The 20,477-nt window shown below is 73.2% G+C and carries 18 protein-coding genes and 1 pseudogene; 12 read left to right on the top strand and 7 right to left on the bottom strand.

Translation table 11 applies throughout. The features are described 5' to 3' along the window. The first annotated feature begins 91 nt into the window (after nucleotides 1-91). Nucleotides 92-739: a biliverdin-producing heme oxygenase gene (locus OG776_RS29015; RefSeq protein ID WP_329322768.1), complete on the top strand. Its 648-nt coding sequence runs from the start codon at nucleotides 92-94 to the stop codon at nucleotides 737-739. 44 nt (nucleotides 740-783) lie between these two features. Here OG776_RS29015 and OG776_RS29010 read toward each other — a convergent pair whose 3' ends face one another. Next, on the bottom strand, nucleotides 784-1,428 hold the full coding sequence (locus OG776_RS29010; protein ID WP_148014117.1) for a PhzF family phenazine biosynthesis protein: 645 nt from the start codon (nucleotides 1,426-1,428) through the stop codon (nucleotides 784-786). Here OG776_RS29010 and OG776_RS29005 point away from each other — a divergent pair. The 5 genes from OG776_RS29005 (at nucleotide 1,318) to OG776_RS28985 (ending at nucleotide 6,454) form a co-directional block, all read left to right on the top strand. After that, complete coding sequence (locus OG776_RS29005; RefSeq protein ID WP_329323779.1) at nucleotides 1,318-1,953, top strand: HtaA domain-containing protein; 636 nt, start codon at nucleotides 1,318-1,320, stop codon at nucleotides 1,951-1,953. The genes OG776_RS29010 and OG776_RS29005 overlap by 111 nt on opposite strands. 187 nt (nucleotides 1,954-2,140) lie before the next feature. After that, nucleotides 2,141-3,289, top strand: coding sequence for an iron uptake system protein EfeO (efeO, locus tag OG776_RS29000; RefSeq protein ID WP_148013711.1), 1,149 nt, complete (start codon nucleotides 2,141-2,143; stop codon nucleotides 3,287-3,289). A gap of 11 nt (nucleotides 3,290-3,300) precedes the next feature. After that, nucleotides 3,301-4,566, top strand: coding sequence for an iron uptake transporter deferrochelatase/peroxidase subunit (gene efeB / locus OG776_RS28995; protein WP_148013712.1), 1,266 nt, complete (start codon nucleotides 3,301-3,303; stop codon nucleotides 4,564-4,566). Nucleotides 4,567-4,569: 3 nt separating this feature from the next. After that, nucleotides 4,570-5,445 (top strand): iron uptake transporter permease EfeU, encoded by an 876-nt coding sequence (gene efeU / locus OG776_RS28990; RefSeq protein ID WP_148013713.1) that lies wholly within the window; start codon nucleotides 4,570-4,572, stop codon nucleotides 5,443-5,445. After that, complete coding sequence (locus OG776_RS28985) at nucleotides 5,402-6,454, top strand: hypothetical protein (protein WP_148013714.1); 1,053 nt, start codon at nucleotides 5,402-5,404, stop codon at nucleotides 6,452-6,454. Before efeU ends, OG776_RS28985 begins: the two co-directional genes overlap by 44 nt. A 146-nt stretch (nucleotides 6,455-6,600) precedes the next feature. Here OG776_RS28985 and OG776_RS28980 read toward each other — a convergent pair whose 3' ends face one another. Both OG776_RS28980 and OG776_RS28975 read right to left on the bottom strand, forming a co-directional pair. Then, nucleotides 6,601-7,329 (bottom strand): bifunctional DNA primase/polymerase, encoded by a 729-nt coding sequence (locus OG776_RS28980; protein ID WP_148013715.1) that lies wholly within the window; start codon nucleotides 7,327-7,329, stop codon nucleotides 6,601-6,603. Between the two features lie 199 nt (nucleotides 7,330-7,528). After that, nucleotides 7,529-8,176: a TetR/AcrR family transcriptional regulator gene (locus tag OG776_RS28975; RefSeq protein ID WP_329322767.1), complete on the bottom strand. Its 648-nt coding sequence runs from the start codon at nucleotides 8,174-8,176 to the stop codon at nucleotides 7,529-7,531. A gap of 331 nt (nucleotides 8,177-8,507) precedes the next feature. Here OG776_RS28975 and ddaH point away from each other — a divergent pair, with 331 nt between their 5' ends. Next, on the top strand, nucleotides 8,508-9,365 hold the full coding sequence (gene ddaH / locus OG776_RS28970; RefSeq protein WP_410093610.1) for a dimethylargininase: 858 nt from the start codon (nucleotides 8,508-8,510) through the stop codon (nucleotides 9,363-9,365). 129 nt (nucleotides 9,366-9,494) lie between these two features. Here ddaH and OG776_RS28965 read toward each other — a convergent pair whose 3' ends face one another. The 3 genes from OG776_RS28965 to OG776_RS28955 all read right to left on the bottom strand — a co-directional run bounded on the left by OG776_RS28965 (nucleotide 9,495) and on the right by OG776_RS28955 (nucleotide 13,404). Continuing rightward, on the bottom strand, nucleotides 9,495-10,481 hold the full coding sequence (locus tag OG776_RS28965; protein WP_148014882.1) for a small ribosomal subunit Rsm22 family protein: 987 nt from the start codon (nucleotides 10,479-10,481) through the stop codon (nucleotides 9,495-9,497). Nucleotides 10,482-10,789: 308 nt separating this feature from the next. Next, nucleotides 10,790-11,971 carry a serine hydrolase domain-containing protein gene (locus OG776_RS28960; RefSeq protein ID WP_329322766.1) on the bottom strand — a complete coding sequence of 394 codons (1,182 nt, stop codon included), beginning with the start codon at nucleotides 11,969-11,971 and terminating at the stop codon, nucleotides 10,790-10,792. Further along, nucleotides 11,917-13,404, bottom strand: a complete 1,488-nt coding sequence (locus tag OG776_RS28955) for a multidrug effflux MFS transporter (protein WP_261994972.1) — start codon at nucleotides 13,402-13,404, stop codon at nucleotides 11,917-11,919. The genes OG776_RS28960 and OG776_RS28955 overlap by 55 nt, the downstream gene beginning before the upstream one ends. 99 nt (nucleotides 13,405-13,503) lie before the next feature. Between OG776_RS28955 and OG776_RS28950 the strand changes: the two genes are divergently transcribed. Together OG776_RS28950 and OG776_RS28945 are read left to right on the top strand one after the other, a co-directional pair. Then, nucleotides 13,504-14,511, top strand: a complete 1,008-nt coding sequence (locus tag OG776_RS28950; protein WP_148013716.1) for a Gfo/Idh/MocA family protein — start codon at nucleotides 13,504-13,506, stop codon at nucleotides 14,509-14,511. A gap of 124 nt (nucleotides 14,512-14,635) precedes the next feature. Next, on the top strand, nucleotides 14,636-15,394 hold the full coding sequence (locus OG776_RS28945) for an SDR family oxidoreductase (RefSeq protein WP_329322765.1): 759 nt from the start codon (nucleotides 14,636-14,638) through the stop codon (nucleotides 15,392-15,394). Nucleotides 15,395-15,745: 351 nt separating this feature from the next. Here the strand turns inward: OG776_RS28945 and OG776_RS28940 are convergent, their stop codons facing one another. Further along, nucleotides 15,746-17,053, bottom strand: coding sequence for a D-alanyl-D-alanine carboxypeptidase family protein (locus tag OG776_RS28940; protein ID WP_148013718.1), 1,308 nt, complete (start codon nucleotides 17,051-17,053; stop codon nucleotides 15,746-15,748). 314 nt (nucleotides 17,054-17,367) lie between these two features. Between OG776_RS28940 and OG776_RS28935 the strand changes: the two genes are divergently transcribed. From OG776_RS28935 to OG776_RS28920, 3 genes and pseudogenes are all read left to right on the top strand, one after another. Continuing rightward, nucleotides 17,368-18,831, top strand: a complete 1,464-nt coding sequence (locus OG776_RS28935; RefSeq protein ID WP_148013719.1) for an ABC transporter permease — start codon at nucleotides 17,368-17,370, stop codon at nucleotides 18,829-18,831. Nucleotides 18,832-18,885: 54 nt separating this feature from the next. Next, nucleotides 18,886-19,603, top strand: a pseudogene (locus OG776_RS28930) (ABC transporter ATP-binding protein). A 245-nt stretch (nucleotides 19,604-19,848) separates the two neighbouring features. After that, entirely contained in the window at nucleotides 19,849-20,394 is a 546-nt protein-coding gene (locus OG776_RS28920) for a DoxX family protein (protein WP_148013720.1), read from the top strand. Nucleotides 20,395-20,477 lie beyond the last annotated feature (83 nt).

Raw genomic sequence — 20,477 nt, 5'->3', positions numbered from 1 at the left:
TTACCGACAGGGAGTCGACAACCCGTTGACTTAGGTAAGCCTAACCATACAAAATCCGAGAGGCTCCCGTTCCCCCGGCCCCGGAGATCCCATGGACCTTTTCTCGACGCTCATCCGCACCGCCTCGCACGAGCAGCACACGGAGGCGGAGACCTCGACCTTCATGAGTGACCTGCTCGGCGGCAGGCTCGGCGTCGACGCGTACGCGCGCTACACCGAGCAGCTGTGGTTCGTGTACGAGGCCCTGGAGGCGGACGCCGGGACACTGGCCGCCGATCCGGTCGCCGGGCCGTTCATCCAGCCGGGACTGCTGCGCCGCGCCGCCCTGGAGCGGGACCTGACCCATCTGCGGGGTGCCGGCTGGCGCGCGACGCTCACCGCGTTGCCGGCCACCGAGGCCTACGCGACGCGAGTCGCGGAGTGCGCCCGCACGTGGCCGGGAGGCTACGTCGCCCACCACTACACCCGGTACCTCGGCGACCTCTCCGGCGGCCAGATCATCCGCGACCGGGCCGAGCGCACCTGGGGCTTCGCCCGGAAGGGTGACGGGGTGCGCTTCTACGTCTTCGAGGAGATCGCCAACCCGGCCGCGTTCAAGCGCGGTTACCGCGAACTCCTGGACGCGGTCCCCGCGGACGACCTGGAGCGGCAGCGGATCATCGCCGAGTGCAAGCGGGCGTTCGCGCTGAACACGGCGGTGTTCGGTGCGCTGGACGAGGAGTTCCGGCTGAGCGCCTGACGCCCGCGCCGTACGGGCCGGCTGCGTCCGCCGGGCGGGGAGGGTCAGCGTTCCAGGAACACCCGGCCGCCGACCTCCACCCATCCCTCCGGCTGGGGCGCCGTCAGGATCTGGGAGCCCCGGCCCTGGACGATGTTGAGCGCGCGGCCGAGCCGGGCCGTCAGCAGCAGCGCCGCCGCCCCGGTCGCCTCGTCCTCCGTGATGCCGTCGTCCCGGCCGGGGAAGGCACGGGCGCGCACCCGTCCCGCGGACTCGTCCTCCCAGGCCCAGGCGTAGACCCACTCGCCGGGCGGCGGGACACGGAGGGCGTCCACCTCGGCCGCCGACCCGTACTGGCGCAGGGTGCGGGGAGGCGCCCACTCGGGCCGCGCCTCGATCCAGCTGAACTCGCCGTCGAGGCGGACCCCCACCACTCCGGCGGGTGTGACCAGTTCGGGCACGTCCAGCAGCCATCCCGTCCCGACGCACGGATGCCCGGCGAAGGGCAGCCGCAGGGTCGGGGTGTAGATGTCGACGACACCGCGCTCGGGGTCGTCGACGAAGACGGTCTCGCTGAAACCGAGTTTGGCCGCGAGGGCCTGACGGTCGTCGGGGTCCGGCAGCACCGAGCCCTCGCGTACGACACCGAGTTCGTTGCCGTAGCCGCCGTCGGGTCCGCAGAACACCCGCAGCACGTCGTAATCAGTCACGCGGGCATTGAACCTCATACGGACGACGGCCGCCCGGGGGCCGGACCGGGCGGGCCGGTCGGTCCTCGTCGCCGGCGCGGCGGTGCTCCGCTTCTCGCTCTCGGGCGTGGGCGGGTCGGAGCTGCCCAGGTCGGGCAGGGCGGGCAGCCGGGCGTCGTCGGTGACCGCCACGGAGAGGGTCACGGGGTCCATGACGGTGCCCGCCCGGTCCCGGCCGGCGGGGGAACCCACGGCAAGAAGGACCGCTCGCTGCACGCCGCCTTCGCCGGAGCCGTCCGCTTCACCGGGGACCACGGACTCGACCTCCGGCTCGCCGGGCGGCGCGTCACCGTCGAGGACGGCCGGGGCACGCTCTACGCCGGCGCCAACGGCACGGCCTGCACCGTCAAGCGGGTCCCCCTCGTCACCTTCACCGCCAAGGACCTCCTCGCCCCGAAGAACGGACCGGTCCAACTCACCGAAGCCCCATCGAGCTCGCGCACCCGCGGACCGGCCGTCCTGGTGGCCCCCCGCCGCGACCCTTGACCGTCCCTTGGCCCCCCTGTGGCGTCTGCTTTGAGCCGCCGTGATCAAGCCGTGTCTGTGTGCCGACCGTGAGAGCTGAATCACTGGACGGCCGGGTAGCACTGAGGTATGCCTCAGGTAAGTTAGGCCAGCCTCACCATACGAGCGCGGTCCCTTCCGTGCCGTCCATCGTTCTCCTGGAGCCTGAATGCGAGCCGTCCGACTCTCAGTTGTCACCGCCGCCGCGACCGCGGCCGCTCTGGCCGCCGTAACGGGCTGCACCGAGAAGAGCGACGCCGGTGACGGCGACGCGATCCAGGTGACCGCCGCCGACTCGAAGTGCACCACGTCGGCGAAGTCGGTCCCGGCCGGCCAGGTCACTCTGAAGATCGAGAACAAGGGCTCGCAGGCCACCGAGGTCGAGATCCTCTTCCCGGACGACCGCATCGTCTCCGAGAAGGAGAACATCGGCCCGGGCACCAAGTACACGCTGACCGCCGAGGTCAAGGCCGGTTCGTACGAGATCGCCTGCCGCCCCGGCATGAAGGGGCTCGGCGTCCGCCAGAAGCTCGCGGTCACCGGAGGCAGCGTCGCCAAGCGCGACCCGCGTCTGGACAAGGCCGTCGCCGCCTACCGCGAGTACGCGCAGGAGCAGGCGGACGCGACGCTCCCGAAGGTGGAGACGTTCGCCGCCGCCGTCAAGGCCGGTGACCTGGAGGCCGCCAAGAACGCCTTCGCCCCCTCGCGTGTGGGCTGGGAGAGCACCGAGCCGATCGCCGAGTCCTTCGGCGACATCGACCCGAAGACCGACACCCGCGCCGACGGCCTGGAGAAGGGCCAGAAGTGGACCGGCTGGCACGCGCTGGAGAAGTCCCTCTGGCAGGACAAGAAGATCGGCGCCGAGCAGAAGACCCTCGCCGGCCAGCTGGTCACCGACCTGAAGGACTGGCAGAAGCGCGTCGGCAAGGCCGTCATCACCCCGACCTCCATGGCCAACGGTGCCAAGGAGCTGCTCGACGAGGTCGCCACCGGCAAGGTCACCGGCGAGGAGGACCGCTACTCCCACACCGACCTCAGTGACTTCAAGGCCAACGTCGACGGCGCGCAGAAGTCCTACGAGCTGCTCAAGCCGGTCGCCGAGCAGAACGACAAGGCGCTGACCACCGAGCTGGACAAGCAGTTCACCGCGCTGAACACGGTGCTCGACAAGTACCGCTCGGACGACCCGAAGGACAAGGCGCAGAACGGCTTCGTGTCCTACGACAAGGTCACCAAGGACCAGCGCAAGGAGCTCTCGGACGCGGTGAACGCGCTCGCCGAGCCCCTCTCCAAGCTCGCCGCGGCCGTGGTCAAGTAGGCGGGGCGATCGTGACGACGGACAGTACGGAGACCACCGACGGGCCCACGCCGTCGCGGCGTTCACTGATCGGCTGGGGCGGTGCCGGGCTCGCGCTCGGCGCCGCCGCGGCCGGCGGCGCGGTGGCGATGACCCGGATCGGCAACGACGTGGACCCGGCGGGCGCCGACACCGGCGGCGCGGTCGCCTTCCACGGCACCCACCAGGCGGGCATCGCCACGCCGGTCCAGGACCGGCTGCACTTCGCCGCGTTCGACGTGAAGACCGACGACCGTGCCGAGTTCGTCCAGATGCTCAAGGAGTGGACGGCGGCCGCCCGCCGCATGACGGGCGGCCACACCGTCGGCGAGGGCGCCTACGGCGGGCTCGCCGAGGCGCCGCCGGACGACACCGGTGAGGCGCTGGGCCTCAAGCCGTCGCGACTCACCCTGACCATCGGCTTCGGCCCCTCGCTCTTCGGGAAGTTCGGCCTGGCCGAGGAACGCCCGCAGGCACTCGTCGACCTGCCGAAGTTCCCGGGCGACAACCTGGAGGCGGCGCGCAGCGACGGCGACCTGTGCATCCAGGCGTGCGCGGACGACCCGCAGGTCGCGGTCCACGCGATCCGCAACCTGGCCCGGATCGGGTTCGGCAAGGTCGCCATCCGCTGGTCGCAGCTCGGCTTCGGCAAGACCTCGTCGACGACACCGGACGCCCAGACCCCCCGCAACCTGATGGGGTTCAAGGACGGCACCCGCAACATCGCGGGCACCGAGCCGGACCGGCTGAAGAAGTTCGTGTGGGCGTCCGAGGACGACGGTCCGGCCTGGATGGCCGGCGGCTCGTACCTCGTGGCGCGCCGCATCCGGATGAACATCGAGACCTGGGACCGCACTTCGCTGCAGGAGCAGGAGGACGTGTTCGGCCGGGACAAGGGCGAGGGCGCGCCGGCCGGCAAGGCCAAGGAGCGCGACGAGCCGTTCCTGAAGGCGATGAAGCCGGACGCGCACGTGCGGCTCGCGCATCCGGACTCCAACGACGGCATCACCCTGCTGCGCCGCGGCTACTCCTTCACGGACGGCACCGACGGTCTGGGCCGGCTGGAGGCGGGGCTGTTCTTCCTCGCGTACCAGCGCGACGTGCGCAAGGGGTTCATCCCCGTGCAACGCAGCCTCTCGCGCTCCGACGCGCTCAACGAGTACATCCAGCACGTGAGTTCGGCGGTCTTCGCCGTCCCGCCCGGCGTCCGGGACAAGGACGACTGGTGGGGGCGCACGCTGTTCTCCAAGGAGGCGTAACCCGTGTTCGGCAACTATCTGATCGGCCTGCGCGAGGGGCTGGAGGCCAGCCTCGTCGTCTGCATCCTCATCGCCTACCTGGTGAAGACGGGCCGCAGGGACGCCCTGCGGCCCATCTGGGCCGGCATCGCCGTGGCGATCCTGCTGGCGCTCGGCTTCGGCTGCGCGCTCGAATTCGGCTCCCAGGAGATGACGTTCGAGGCGCAGGAGGCGCTCGGCGGTTCGCTGTCGATCATCGCGGTCGGCCTGGTGACCTGGATGGTCTTCTGGATGCGGCGCACCGCCCGGCACCTGAGGTCCGAACTGCACGGCAAGCTGGACGCCGCGCTGGCGATGGGGACCGGCGCGCTGGTGGCGACCGCGTTCCTGGCCGTGGGCCGGGAAGGCCTGGAGACAGCGCTGTTCGTGTGGGCGTCGGTGCACGCGGCGAGCGACGGCACGCCGCGCCCGCTGATCGGTGTCGCACTGGGCCTCGCGACCGCGGTGGTGCTCGGCTGGCTGTTCTACAGGGGTGCCCTGCGGATCAACCTCGCCAAGTTCTTCACCTGGACCGGCGGCATGCTGGTCGTGGTCGCCGCGGGCGTGATCGCGTACGGCGTGCACGACCTGCAGGAGGCCGACTGGATCCCCGGGCTGCGGAACCTGGCCTTCGACATCAGTGGCACGATCCCGCCGGACAGCTGGTACGGCACGCTCCTCAAGGGCGTCTTCAACTTCCAGCCCGATCCGACCGTCGTTCAGATCACGGTGTGGGCGCTCTACTTGGTCCCGACACTCGCGATCTTCCTCGCCCCGGTAGGGTTCGCCTCCGGGAAGGGGAAGGTGAAGGTACCTGATGAGCAGGGATCGCACGGGTCACAGCCCTCGAAGACTTCTTAGCCTCGCACGGGCGGCACTTCGCCGTCCCGGACCTGGTGGCCGCCACCGTCTCGCCCTGGTGACGGGCGCGGTGGCCGTCCTGTCCGTGACGGCGAGCGGCTGCGTGGTGGTGCACGGGGAGCGTGAGGTCGTCCCGACGGCCACGCGCGGCGAGGCCGCCCGCGCCCTCGCCGACTTCACCACCGCGTACAACAAGGCCGACCAGGCCAACGATCCTTCGCTGGACGAGGACCGCGTCACGGGCGCGCTCGGGGCGATCGACGGCGCGAAGCTGAAGGCCGGCCGGCGGAACAACCCCGGCGGCAATCCGGGGTATTCGCCGCTGGAGCTGAACGACGCGAGGTTCGCCATCCCCGCGAAGGCGGGCTGGCCGCGCTGGTTCGTCGCGGACACCGCGGCCAACAAGGGCCAGGCCGGCAGCCGTTGGCTGCTCGTCTTCACCCGCGGCGCCGCGAACGACGTGTGGCGGGCCTCCTACCTCACCGTGCTGGCGGGTACCGACGTGCCGAAGTTCCGTCAGGACAAGGACGGTTGGGCACAGCCGGTCACCGCGGACGACGCGGCTCTCGCCGTAGGTCCGGGGCAGCTGAGCCAGGCCTACGCGACGTACCTGAGGAGCGGCGGCGAGACGTTCGCGCCGGGCGTCCACACCTCGCAGTGGCGGGCCCTGCGCGACAGGAACGCGAGCAGGCCCGGTCTCGCCCGGCAGTACATCGACGAGCCGCTGACCTCGGGCGACTACGCCCCGGTCGGGCTGCGCACCGCGGACGGCGGGGCGCTGGTCTTCTTCACCACGCAGCGCTACGAGAAGCAGACCGCCGCGCAGGGCACCGAACTTCCCGCGCAGAGCGCCGACGTCAAGGCCCTGACGACCGGTGACGCCCGGCAGTCCCTCACGCTGGGGTTCGTCTCGAACCAGGCGGCCCTGGACCCGGCGAAGGGCGCCCAGGACCAGCGGGTGACGGTGCTGGGCCGGGTCGAGGGGCTGACGGCGGCGAAGGGCGGCTGACGGCCCGTCCCGCAGCACCCGCCGGGACGGGTCCGGTGGGTGCGGCGGGGACGGGGCGGCCGCAGGCGGTGGCCGGTCACGGGCCGGGGTGGCCGTGGGCCCGGTGTCCAGCCGCGGTGTCCAGTCCCGCTGTCCAGCCGCGGTGTCTAGCCGCGGTGCGGCCAGGCGGCCAGCTGGTCCGACTCGTTCTCCCCCGCGTAGCGGGCGCAGGCGTCCGTCAGCGCTTCGAGCAGGCTCAGCGGGTCGGGCAGCGGATGCTCGGGGCCGCGCAGCCAGTCGACGGTCAGATCACCGGGGAGCCGGGCCGGCGGGACGAGGACGTAGGAACCGCGGCAGTGCCAGCGCAGACCGGGGTGTTCGTCCGTCGTCTCGGGGTGCGAGTCCAGCTCACAGGGCCACCACTCGTCCTCGTCCTCGGGCGTGCCGCGGGTGAGGGTGAAGAAGAACATGCGTCCGTCGCCGCTCTCCGCGACGGGACCGACCTCGACACCGGAGGCGAGCAGCCGCTCCAGGGCCTCGCGGCCCGCGTCGACCGGCACGTCGAGCACGTCGTGCACCATGCCGGTGGCGGTGATGAAGTTGGCCTCCGGCTGATGCCGCACCCAGCGTTCGACCTGCGCGCGGTCGGTCGTGGACTGGGTCTGCCAGGCGAAGGACACGGGATGGCGCGCGGGCGTGGGACAGCCGACACGGTCGCAGGAACATCGGTAGCCGGAGGGGTAAGCGGCCTGCGCGAGCGGCAGCCCGGCGGCGGCAGCGGCGAGCAGCAGGCCCTCACGCCCGCCGTCGTCGGCGATCTCCTTGGGACGGCGACCACGCAGCCACTGGGAGATCCTGCCCTGCGCGCCGGAGCGGCGGCCGAACTCTGCGCTCATCAATCTCCTCGCCTAGCAGTGGTGCCGACAGCGGTCGTGCCGATGCGGTCGTACCCGGCGGACGCCTTCGCGACCGGCATCCGACAAGCCCCATGGTCCCACCATCCTGCGCCCCGGGTGGACAGACCTCGCATCCGGGGTGCGCGGGACACCGGATGCGCGATTCGATATCACACGGGAAGCGACGCTATGCCCCGGTTCATCCGCGAGGCGTGAGCCCGTACAGGGCGTACTCGACCAGGGTGTCCGTGTACGCGTACGAGATCGGGCCGGTGCGCTGGAGCCAGCGCTGGGCGAGCGGGGAGACGAAGAGCTCCAGGGCGATCCGGGGGTCGAGGCCGGCCCGCAGCACGCCCTCGTCCTGGGCGGACCTGAGCCGCTTCACGTACAGCTGGAGCTGGGGTTCGAGGAGCTTGGTGACGAACTCGGCGCCGAGCTCCTCGTTCACCAGGCCCTCGGCCGCCAGGGCCCGCGAGGGGACCTCGAACGCGGGGTTCAGCAGCTCGTCGACGGTGGCGCGCAGGACCTGCTTGAGGTCGGCGGCCAGGTCACCGGTGTCCGGGATCTCGTACGACTCCTGGCCCGCCTCCCGCGCGGCCCGCTCCGCGAGGTCCATGAAGGCGTCGAGGAGCACGGCGGCCTTCGAGGGCCACCACCGGTAGATCGTCTGCTTGCCGACACCGGCGCGGGCGGCGACGCCCTCGATCGTGGTCCGGGGGTAGCCGACCTCGCCGACGAGGGCGAGGGCCGCGTCGAAGATCGCCCGGCGGGACCTCTCGCTGCGGCGGGAGGAGTCGGGGGCGGAGCGGCCGGCGGGCTGGGCGGGCCGGGGGGACGTCGGGGCCATGGGGCGAACCTAACAGGTGCCCAAGACGGCGCGTCTCGCCGCCGTTCGGGCTGACGGGGGGCGCGCCGGAGGAGTGCTGGTGGGCGTGCGGGGGGGCGGTCAGGACGTGGGTGCGTGGGCGGCCTCAGGTACGCGTGGCTCGGGAACGCGCCGGGAGGGCGTGCGCGGGTGGCTGTGGGAGCGGGGCCCGGGTGACCGTCGGAGCGGGGGCCGAGCGGCCGTGGGAGCCGGTGCCGGGTGGCCGTCGGGGCGGCCGAGGGAGCCAGAGCCGGGGCGGCCCCGTGCGGACCACCCGTTCGCCGAAGAGCCGGACGGCGACTCCCGGCGCACCATGGGCATCATCTGCCCCGCGGCCCGTGAGGAGACCTCCTTGCACCCTCTGCGCAGCGCCACACCCCGGCGCTATCTGATGTGCCCGCCCGAGCACTTCGGCGTCACCTACGCCATCAACCCCTGGATGGACCCCTCCAAACCGGTCGACGTGGCGCTCGCCGTCGCCCAGTGGGAGGACCTGCGCGACCGCTACCGCTCGCTGGGGCACACGGTCGAGGAACTCGTCCCGCGTCCCGGGCTGCCGGACATGGTGTTCGCGGCGAACGGGGCGACGGTCGTGGACGGCCGGGTCCTCGGCGCGCGGTTCGCGCACCGGGAACGGGCGGCGGAGGCTCCCGTGCACCTGGAGTGGTTCCGCGCCCACGGCTTCCGGCACGTCCGTGAGCCGGTGCACGTCAACGAGGGCGAGGGCGACTTCGCGGTCACCGCCTCCTACCTGCTCGCCGGGCGCGGCTTCCGGGCGAGCCCCCTGTCGCACGGCGAGGCCCAGGAGTTCTTCGGCCGCCCGGTGCTCGGGCTCGATCTGGTCGACCCCCGCCACTACCACCTGGACACGGCCCTCACCGTCCTCGACGACACGACGGACGAGATCATGTACTACCCGCCCGCGTTCTCCCCCGGCAGCCGCGAGGTGCTGCGCCGGCTGTTCCCCGACGCGCTGACCGCCGGCGACGAGGACGCCGCCGCGTTCGGCCTGAACGGGGTCTCGGACGGCCTGCACGTGCTGCTGCCGCAGGCCGCGGCCGGGCTCTTCGGGCCGCTCCGCGACCGGGGGTTCGAGCCCGTCGGCATCGACCTGAGCGAACTCCTCAAGGGCGGCGGCAGCGTGAAGTGCTGCACGCAGGAACTGCGGTGAGGCCGTGAGGCGGGGACGGGGAGCCGGGGGGACGAGTGCGGGCGCGTGCACGAAGGAAGGCGCGGCCCGGGCCCGGGACCGTGGCCGCCCCGGCACAGCCGACCCCGCCGACCCGGGCGAGCGGTGCGGTCAGTCCTCGTCGGCGGGCGGCGGCCAGGCGTCGCCCCAGTCCGCGTCCCGGGCCGCGCGGTAGAGCGGCCCGTGGCGCTTGGTCACCGTCTCGCGGTGCAGGGACTCGTCCGGGCCGCAGAGGTCCAGCAGTACCTGCCCCTTGCGGATCTGCGGCTTGCGCACCACGCGGGAGGCGGCCGGGTCCGCGGGGAGACGGGTGGCGGCGACGTAGCTGAACTTCTCGTCCTCGTACGCCAGGGACCCGCCCTTGACCTGCCGGTGGAGGGAGGAACGGCTGACCCTGGCGGAGAAGTGGCACCAGTCCTCGCCGGGCACGATGGGGCAGGCCGCGCTGTGCGGACAGGGCGCGGCGACACGGAACCCGGCGTCGATCAGGCGGTCGCGGGCCTCGATCACCCGGGCGTATCCGTCGGGCGTGCCCGGTTCGATGATCACGACGGCCCGCGCGGCGGCGGCCACGGCCGTCACGACGGAGGCACGGTCGGCCGCGGTGAGCTCGCCGAGAACGTAGGAGACCGTCACGAGATCAGTGCTCTCGAAAGTGAGCGCCGCTCCGATGCGGGCCCGGGTCCACTCCGCCGGCGTCAGTTCCGGGTTCGTGGCGGCGATCTCGCGGCCCAGCGCGAGGGCCGGCTCGGCCCAGTCGAACACGGTCACGGGACGCTCGCCCGGCCAGGTCGCGTTCACCGCCCAGGTCGCGGCGCCCGTGCCACCGCCGACGTCCAGGTGGCTCGCGGGGCTCCACCCCGGGACCGCGTCCGCGAACGCCTCCAGCGCGGCGCGCACCGCCTCGAACGTCGCCGGCATCCGGTAGGCGGCGTACGCCACCACGTCCGAACGGTCGCGGAGGATCGGGGCGTGGGTGGGGGTGGTCCCCCGGTAGTTCGCGATCAGCCGGTCGACGGCCTGGGCGGCGGCCTTCGGCGGCAGCCCGTCGAGCAGGTCCGCGAGGGCGGTGCGCAGGGTGTCGGAGGCGGGGGTCACGCGGTGATTCTACGGGGGTGGAGCGGGCCGCCGGTTCTCTCGCCCCGCGGCCCCGTCCCGTACCTGGGGGCTCCGCCCCCCGACCCCCACCAGGGGCGCTGCGCCCCCTGGACCCCCGCATCGCCCGAAGGGCTCGTCCTCAAACGCCGGACGGGCTGAAGATGCGCGCCCACGCCGGAAAGGCCACGTCGGCCACCACCCTTTCAGCGCCGGCCGGCACCAGCAGCCCGTCCGGCGCTTGAGAACGAGGCCGTCCAGGCCGACGCGGGGGCCTGCGGGCGGCAGCCCCCAGAGACGGGACAGCCGCGTCAAGCGCCCCGTACCGCACGGGCGACCCGCGTCCCCGCCCCCACCCGCGGAGCGTTCCGTACGGCCCCCCGCCGCGGATGCACGGTGTTCGCCAGCAGCACGAGAAACGTCTCCGTCCCCGGGTCGAGCACCAGCGACGTCCCCGTGAAACCCGTGTGGCCCGCCGCCCCGCGCTCCGCCAGCTCCCCCATGAACCAGGGCTGGGCGACCGCGAAGCCGAGGCCCGGCGCGGTGAGCATCAGCTCGACGAAGTCGGGGCCGAGGATGCGTGCGGGCCCGTAGGAGCCGCCCGCGAGCAGCGCACGGCAGAAGACCGCGAGGTCGCGGCCGGTGGAGAACAGGCCCGCGTGCCCCGCCACCCCGCCGAGCGCCCACGCGTTCTCGTCGTGCACCACCCCCCGCAGCATCCCCCGGTCCGCCTTGGCCCACGGCCGCCGCTGGTCCTCGGTCGCCGCCGCGTCCGGGCACGGCCCGAAACCGGTGGCCGTCATCCCCAGCGGCCGGGTGATCCCGTCCCGGACGAGGACGTCGAGGGTACGGCCGGTGATGCGTTCCAGGACGTGCTGGAGGAGGAGCAGGTTGAGGTCCGAGTAGAGGTACGCCCCCGGCTCGGACGAGGGCTCCTCCGCCTGCAGCAGCGCGAGCCGCGCGGCGCCGTCCGGGCAGTCGTACAGCGGGAGTTCGGGCCGCAGCCCGGAGGTGTGCGTGAGCAGCTGCCGGACGGTGACGTCGTGGGCGCGGGCGGCCTGGAACTCCGGCAGGTACGCCCCCACCCGCGCGTCGATGCCGAGCGTGCCGCGCTCCAGCTGCTGCACCGCGGCGACCGCGGTGAACAGTTTGGTGAGGGAGGCCAGGTCGAAGGGGGTCCGTACGCTCATCGGAACGCGCTGCTCGGACGGCAGCTCGACCCGCGTGCCGGTCTTCTCGTCGTACGACGCGTAGCGCACCGCCCAGCCCGCCGCCTCCTCGACGGCGATGACCGGGCCGCGCCCGGCGACCACGACCACGCCGGCCGCCCAGGGTTCGGGCCCGCGGGTGAGGGCTCGGACGTCGCGTACGAGGTGGCGCAGTTCGGCCGGGTCGAGCCCGGCCCGCTCCGGTGTGTCGACGCGCAGTTTCGGTGCGCTCAGCTGTCCGCCGCCTTTCCGTCCGGGGTGTGGCGCGTCCGCCAGGGACGGCACAGTGCCATGAAGCAGACGACGGCGACCAGAACCGCCGCCAGTTGGACGACGGCCATCGGGACGGCGGTGTGCTCCCCGGCGATGCCGACCAGCGGTGAGGCGACCGCGCCGATGAGGAAGGAGGAGGTGCCCAGCAGCGCGGAGGCGGAACCCGCCGCGTGCCGTACGCGCATCAGGGCGAGCGCCTGGGTGTTGGGCAGCGCGAGGCCCATCGCGGACATCAGGACGAACAGGGCGGCGGCCACCGGCACGAGTCCGACCTCGCCGAAGACGCCGGAGGACATCAGGAGCAGCGCGGTCGCGCCGAGGGCGACGAGCCCGAGGCCCACCGCGAGGACCTTGTCGAGGCCGACCCGGCCGACCAGGAGCTTGCCGTTGATCTGGCCGACGGCCACCAGGCCGACCGAGTTCACGCCGAAGAGCAGGCTGAAGGTCTGCGGGGACGCGCCGTAGATGTCCTGGATCACGAACGGGGAGGCCGCGATGTACGCGAAGAGCGCGGCGAACGCGAAGCCGCCCGCCAGCATGTAGCCGGTGAAGACCCGGTCGGCGAGCAGGGCGCGCATCGAGCCGAGGGCCTCGCCGACGCCGCCGGCGTGCCGGTCGCCGGGCGCGAGGGTCTCGGGGAGTCTCGTCCAGACGAGCGCGGTGAGCCCGATGCCCACGGCGGTGAGGAGCACGAAGACGCCCCGCCAGTCGGTGGCGCGCAGGATCTGACCGCCGATGAGGGGTGCGACGACCGGGGCGACGCCGGAGATCAGCATGAGGGTGGAGAAGAAGCGGGCCATCGCCATGCCGTCGTACAGGTCGCGGACGACGGCCCGGGCGATCACGATGCCCGCCGCTCCCGCGAGCCCCTGCGCCAGCCGGAAGGCGACGAGGAGTTCGACGTCGGGCGCGACGGCGCACAGGGCGGTGGCGAGGACGTAGACGAGCAGTCCGGCGAGCAGGGGCCTGCGCCGCCCCCATCTGTCGCTCATCGGTCCGACGACGAGCTGGCCGAACGCCATTCCCGCGAGGCACGCGGTCAGCGTGAGCTGGACGGTCGCGGCCGGCGCGTGCAGGGAGCGGGTGACCTCCGGCAGCGACGGGAGGTACATGTCCATGGACAGCGGGGGTGTCGCGGTGAGCCCGCCGAGGATCAGGGTGACGAGGAGGCCGGTACGGCGGAGCGCTCCCGGGTCGCGCGGCGCGGTGTCCCCGGAACCGGCGGCCCGCGGGCCCGGCTGCCCCGCCCCCGGGGCCGTCCTGGGAGGCACGACCGCGGGCGCCGGGCCGGCGACGGCCGCCGAGGTGTCGGCGTCGACGGCCGAGGTGTCGGGGACGACGGTCAAGGTGTCCGTGACCGCGGCCGTGGTGTCGGCGACGGCGGTGTTCGGTATGTGCCCCCGCGGGCCTTCCTGGTCCCCCGTGTTGCGCCCGCGCTCGGGCATGTGCCCCTCCCTCTCCGAGTGATCCGCCACCTATGCTCTCAGTTCGAACGGAGTGTTCGGGGTCACGGAGCACCAGGGTGACAGAGCGAAGGGCCGGGAATGACGGGCGAGCACGAGCGGGTGCGGTGGGGGATTCTGGCGACCGGCGGGATCGCCGCGGCGTTCACGGCGGATCTGGTGGACATGCCGGACGCCGAGGTGGTGGCCGTGGCGTCACGGACCGACGCCTCGGCGAAGGCGTTCGCCGAACGGTTCGGCATCCCCCGGGCGTACGGGGACTGGGCCTCGCTCGCCGCCGACGAGGACGTCGACGTCGTGTACGTGGCCACTCCGCACTCGGCGCACCGGCAGGCGGCCGGTATGTGCCTGGAGGCCGGGCGTCATGTGCTGTGCGAGAAGGCGCTGACGCTGAACGTGCGGGAGGCGCGGGAGCTGGTCGGGCTCGCCCGCCGGCACGACCGCTTCCTGATGGAGGCCATGTGGATGTACTGCAACCCGCTGATCCGCAGGCTCAAGGGGCTCGTGGACGACGGGGTGATCGGTGAGCTCCGCACCGTGCAGGCGGACTTCGGGATCAACGGACCGTTCCCGCCCTCGCACCGGCTGCGCGACCCCGCCCAGGGCGGCGGTGCCCTCCTCGACCTCGGTGTCTACCCGGTGTCGTTCGCGCAGCTGCTGCTCGGAGAGCCCTCCGGCATCACGGCGAGAGCGGTGCTCTCGGACGAGGGCGTCGATCTCCAGACGGGAGCGGTGCTCACCTGGGAGAGCGGTGCTCTCGCTTCGGTGCACTGCTCCATCAACGGCAGCACCCCCGTCATGGCCTCCGTCACCGGCTCGCGGGGCCGCATCGAGATCCCCGGCGGCTTCTTCTTCCCGGAGCGGTTCGTGCTGCACCGCGACGGGCGCGACGCGGAGGAGTTCCCGGCCGACCCGGCGCACGGCCCGCGCAACAGCCTCAAGCACGAGGCCGCCGAGGTGATGCGCGCGCTGCGGGCCGGTGAGAAGGAGTCCCCGCTCGTCCCCCTCGACGGCAGCCTCGCGGTGATGCGGACGCTCGACGCGGTACGCGAACAGATCGGCGTCCGCTACCCCGGCGAGACCGCCTGACCGACTGACCGCCTGACCGACTTGAGGACATAGGCACACAGGTAGACAGGTACATGGGGACGTGGGGACACGGCGAGATGACGCGCCCCGCGTCCCGGCCGGGCCGTCGCTACGCTGCGGCCCCATGAATGCCAAGCAGACGAAGATCGCGGTGGTGACCGGGGCGGGCTCCGGCATCGGCCGCGCGGTGGCCGTCGAACTGCTGCGCACCGGCTGGTCGGTGGGCCTGGCCGGACGCCGGACCGGGCCCCTGGAGGAGACGGCGGCCCTGGCACCCGGGGCGCCCACCCTCGTCGTACGGGCGGACGTCGCCCGCCCCGAGGAGGTGGCCGCCCTCTTCGCCGCCGTGCGCGAACGCTTCGGACGGCTCGACCTGCTCTTCAACAACGCCGGGACGTTCGGCCCGGGCGGCGTCCCGGTCGAGGAACTGCCCTACGAGGCCTGGCGGCACGTCGTGGACACCAATCTCAACGGCGCGTTCCTCTGTGCCCAGGCCGCGTTCCGGCAGATGAAGGAGCAGGACCCGCAGGGCGGGCGGATCATCAACAACGGCTCGATCTCGGCGCACGCGCCGCGGCCGCGGTCCATCGCGTACACGGCGACCAAGCACGCGGTGACGGGCCTGACCAAGTCGCTGTCCCTGGACGGGCGTCCGTACCGGATCGCCTGCGGTCAGATCGACATCGGCAACGCGGCGACGGACATGACCTCCGGCATGCGCACGGGAACGCCGCAGGCCAACGGGGAACTGGCGGTCGAGCCCGTGATGGACGCGGCGGACGTGGCCCGCACGGTGCGGCACATGGCGGAGCTGCCGCTGGAGGCGAACGTGCAGTTCGCGACGGTGATGGCCACGTCGATGCCCTACGTGGGGCGCGGCTGAGGGGTGTCCCGGAGGGCGATTTCCCGCCCTTCGTCGCCACCTCAACTTGCACAAACGGAAGCTGAACCTCCGCACTATAAGACCCGGTCGCGGGCTTATGCTCATCAGGCCTCCACGAGAGCTTCACACTCGGAGTGGAGGACTTCGGTACGACCACGGTCCGCACCGAGGGGGGAGGTGGCAGCCGTCTCCACGGCCCGGCTGGGGGGCGACCCCGCGCGGGACCGCGGGGTGGGCCGCGGGACGGCTGCCTCCGCACGCGTGGCGGGCGGCCCTCCGCAGGTGGGAGGGCCGCCGCCGGACGCGCGACGACCGCCGCCGTCGGCGCACCGTCAGCACATCACCCGTACGTCAACGCCCGTGCCGCGCACCGGAGTCCCCCGGACCCGGCTCCCCCGCGCCCGTGGCGCCCGTGTCCGGAAGCCGACCGTCGGAGGCGCCCGCGTCCGGGGCCGGCGCCGGCCCCTCGCCCGTCCCCGCCGCGCGCCGCCGCCTGCGCCACACGACGGCCGCGCCCGCGAGCACCACGGCCGCTCCGCCGGCCCCGCCCGCGAGTCCCCACGAGGACCCGCCCCGCTCCGCCCGCGCGGGTGCGCCGGCGGCGGGCCGGGCCGCCTTCCCGGTCGGCTTCGCCTTGCCGCCGCCCTCGCTGAGCGGGGCGACCAGCATGCCCACCGGACGGGCGTTCGCGCCCTGCCGGAACCCCCAGTCGAGCAGCGCCGCCGTCTCCTCGTACACGCCGCTGCCCCCGCTCTTCGGGTGCATGACCGTGACCAGCAGGGTCCGCCCGCCCCGGGTCGCGGCGCCGGTGAAGGTGTTGCCCGCGTGGCTGGTGTAGCCGTTCTTGACGCCGATGAGTCCGTCGTACGTCGGTACGCCCCACGCGCCGGTCAGCAGGCGGTCGGTGTTCTGTATCTGGAAGGTCTTCTTGCCGCCCGCCGGGAAGTCCGCGGTCCGCGTCGAGCAGTAGGCGCGGAAGTCGGCGTCGGCGAGGCCGTGCCGGGCGAAGAGCGTCAGGTCGTACGCGGAGGACACCTGGCCCTTGTGGTCGAACCCGTCGGGGCTGACCACATGGGTGTCCAGCGCCTGCAGGTCCTCGGCCTTCGCCTGCATCTGCGCGACCGTCTCGGGCACACCGCCGTTCATGTGGCTGAGCACGTGCACCGCGTCGTTCCCGGAACGCAGGAAGACGCCGAGCCACAACTGCTCGACGGTGTAGGTGATTCCGGGTTTGACACCGACGAGGCTGGAACCGGCGGGAATCCCGGCGAGGTCGGCGTCGGTCACCCGGTGCCGCTCGGTGCGTTCGAACTTCTTCAGCACGGTGTCCGCGAACAGCATCTTCAGCGTCGAGGCGGGCGCCAGCGGCCGGTGCGCGTCGAACGAGGCGAGCACCTCCCCGCTGTCGTGGTCCGCGACCAGCCAGGAGCGGGCGGTGAGCCGCTTGGGCAGGCCCGAGGCACCGAGCACCTGGACCCCGCCGCGGCCCAGCAGTTCACCGCCGATCGTGGCGGTCGGCGGCGCGCCGGACGGGGTGGCGGAGGCGGTGGCGGCCGCCGCCCGGGACGCGGCGGCCAGCGGGACGGCCGCGGCGAGGCCGAGCGCGGCGCGGCGGGACAGCACCGCGGCACGCGGGGGGAGCGGAGAGGAATCGCGCATCTCGGGACCGTACAAAGCCGCTCCGCGCCGGTGTACGGCGGGGTCGCACAAGAAACGCACAGCGTGCGCACCGGTGGCGCCGCGCGGCGGTCGGCACCCCGTGCCGGGGCCGCGCGCACCACCGGCACCCCATCCCACAGGCGGTTCCTGGCAAGGACCCCTCCGGAGCCTGGGAATCGGCTGTTCTACCCGCATCCGCTCCCGGAACCGGCATGCTCAGCTCACCCGCACCTCCTGCCCAGCCCGTCGCAAAGGTTCCTCCACAGCTTGTGGCCGCGCCCACGGCGGGCGCCGAGAACCTTTGGGGAAACGGGATGTTTGGCATCTATCTCAAGCGCGAGCTGAGCCGGCGCAAGAAGGCGGCCCTGGTGATCGCCCTGGGTCTGGCCCTCGGAATCGCCCTGGTCATTACCGTCGACTCGGTGTCGGCCGGTATGCGGCAGGCCCAGGGCACGGTCCTGAAGTCGCTGTACGGACTCGGCACCGACATGACCGTCACCAAGGCCCGGCCGGCCGCGACGGACAGCTCCTCGGGGCGGCCGAAGTTCGATTTCGACGCCAAGTCCGACAGCAGCACGAAACAGAGCTCGGACCGGGTGATGACACAGGGCGGGCAGTCCCTGAAGTCCTCGCTCGTCACCCGGGTCGCCGCGCAGAAGGGCGTGTCGAGCGCCGTGGGGGCGCTCACCCTGAACGTCACCAAGGTCGACGGCTCGTTCACCCGGGGTACGGCGAAGTCCTCCGCCCCGGGCTCCTCGGGCGGGCAGCAGGGCGGTCCCGGCGGCGGCCAGGGCGGCGGGTCGGGCCGGCCGCAGGTGCAGGGCGGCGGCGCGTCCTTCGACGTGAACTCGTACTCCGTCGCGGGCGTGGACGTCGCGCACCAGGGCCTCGGCCCGCTCGCCACCTCGAAGATCACCACGGGCCGGACCTTCAGCGCGTCCCGGACCGACGCCAAGGTCGCCGTACTCGCCGCGTCGTACGCCAAGGAGAACAAGAAGAAGGTCGGCGGAACGCTCACGATCTCCGGCACCGCGTACGAGGTCATCGGCATCGCCACGCCGGACAGCGGAGAGTCGACGACCGACGTCTACCTGCCGCTGAAGCAGGCGCAGTCGCTGGGCGACGCGAAGGACGAGGTCACCACGATCTACGTCAAGGCGACCGACTCCCAGCGGATCGACACCGTCAAGGCGGCCATCCAGAAGAACATCCCGGGCACCACCGTCACCACCTCCGCCGACCTCGCCTCCACCGTCTCCGGCTCCCTGTCGACCGCCTCGAACCTCGCGGCCGGCGTCGGCAAGTGGCTGTCCGTCGCCGTCCTCGTCGCCGCGTTCCTGGTGGCGGCGCTGCTGACCTCCTCGGCCGTGTCCCGCCGGGTGCGCGAGTTCGGCACCCTCAAGGCGCTCGGCTGGCCGTCCCGCAGGGTCACCCGCCAGGTCGTCGGCGAGTCCGTCGTGAACGGTCTGCTCGGCGGCGCGCTCGGGATCGCCCTCGGCCTCGGCGCGGCGTACGCGGTGACGGCGATCAGCCCCACGCTGACCGCCCAGCTCGGCTCCGGCGGCGGGGGCGGTCCGGCCGGCGGCCCCGGCGGCGGCGGGCCCGGCCGGCAGGCGGCCGCGAACACCATGGAGATCGCGCTCTCCGCGCCGGTCTCGGTGACCACCGTCGCGCTCGCCGCGGGACTGGCCGTCGCGGGCGGTCTCGTGGCCGGCGCGATGGGCGGCCGGCGCGCCTCGCGGATGCGCCCCGCGGACGCCCTGCGCAGCGTCGCGTGACCCCCTTCCCCTGACGCCGAACGCACCTCGACCCCCTCATCTTCGGAGAACCTCATGTACAAGCTCACCGGCGTCACCAAGCGCTACACGCGGGGCAAGGAGACGGTGGAGGCGCTGCGCGGCGTCGACCTCACCATCGAGGACGGCGACCAGCTCGTCGTCCAGGGCCCCACCGGCGGCGGCAAGTCGACCCTGCTCCAGATGATCGGCGGCCTGGACCGGCCGTCCTCCGGCAGCGTCGAACTGGACGGCGTCGACCTCGCCTCCGTCGGCGAGGCCCGGCTGACCCGGCTGCGCGCCGAGAAGATCGGCATCATCTTCCAGTCGTTCAACCTCATCCCGACGCTGACCGCGCAGGAGAACGTGGAGACCGCGCTCGTCCCGCTCGGGGTGAAGCCCGCGGAGCGGCGCGAACGCACGGCCGAGGCGCTGCGTTCGTGTCGGTCTGGGCGAGCGCCTGCTGCACGCGCCGTCCGAACTCTCCGGCGGCCAGCAGCAGCGCGTCGCCATCGCGCGGGCCCTGGTCAAGAAGCCGAAGGTGCTCCTCGCGGACGAACCGACGGGCAACCTGGACGAGGGCACCCGTGACGACATCATGGGACTGCTGGAGGGGTTGTGGCACGAGTACGGGCTGACCTTCGTCCTGGTCACCCACGACTCGTCGATCGCCCGCCGGGCACCGCGGCTCGCCACCCTCAGCGCGGGCCGGATCACGCTGACCGAACGGGCCGGCGGGGTCCGGCACACCGCACCCCGGTACTCCGCCGGCTGAGACGCGGTACCTGGTCCCGCCCCGGGGGTGACCGCCGGGGCGGGACGACGCAGGCAACGGCCCGCGGGGGCGACGGGGCCGGGACGGCGAGGCGGCGGAGGCGGGCCACCCGAACGGCCTCGCGAACCTCGCGAACGGCACCTGAACAGCCGCGCGCGCCGGGTGCCGGGCGGCGCCGCGGGCGACGGTGGGGCAAGGACGCCGGAGAGGCATGCCGTCATCTCGCGAGCCCGTGGGGAGCCACCGTGACCTGTTTCGACCGTAGAGACCTCGGACTGCTGCTGCTCCGCCTCGGCACGGGCGGCGTCCTGGCCGCCCACGGGGCCCAGAAGCTGTTCGGCTGGTTCGGCGGGGGCGGGCTCGCCGGGACGGGGATGGCCATGGCCGCGATGGGATACGTGCCCGGGAAGCAGAGCGCGCTCGCGGCGGGCCTCGCCGAGGCGGGCGGGGGCACCCTGCTGGCGCTCGGCCTCGCGACCCCCGCGGCCGGCGCCTCCGCGGCCGGGGCGATGGCCGGCGCGATGGCGGTGCACCTGCCGAACGGGTTCTTCGCGAGCGAGGGCGGCTTCGAGCACGCGGCCTCGCTCGGCCTGACGGCCGCGGGACTAGCCGTGTCGGGCCCCGGCCGGATCTCCCTGGACCATCTGCTCGGACACACCGTCGACCGGGGCTGGATGGTCCCCGCCGCGCTGGGCGTGACGGCCGCGGCCACGCTGGCCGTGGTGGGTGCGCGCAACAAGCGGGTACGACGGGCCGCCGAGGGCGAACAGACCACGCTGTTCGACGAGTAGCACCGGACTCCGGAACCCGGGGCGCGCGCCCACCGCCGCCCGCCGTACCCCGGCTCCGGAACCCGAGGCCGGCCCGCACTCCG

The sequence above is a fragment of the Streptomyces sp. NBC_01689 genome (assembly GCF_036250675.1).
GTDB lineage: Bacteria > Actinomycetota > Actinomycetes > Streptomycetales > Streptomycetaceae > Streptomyces.
Note: the sequence above shows the minus strand (reverse complement) of the source record. Positions and strands in the feature narration are given on the sequence as shown.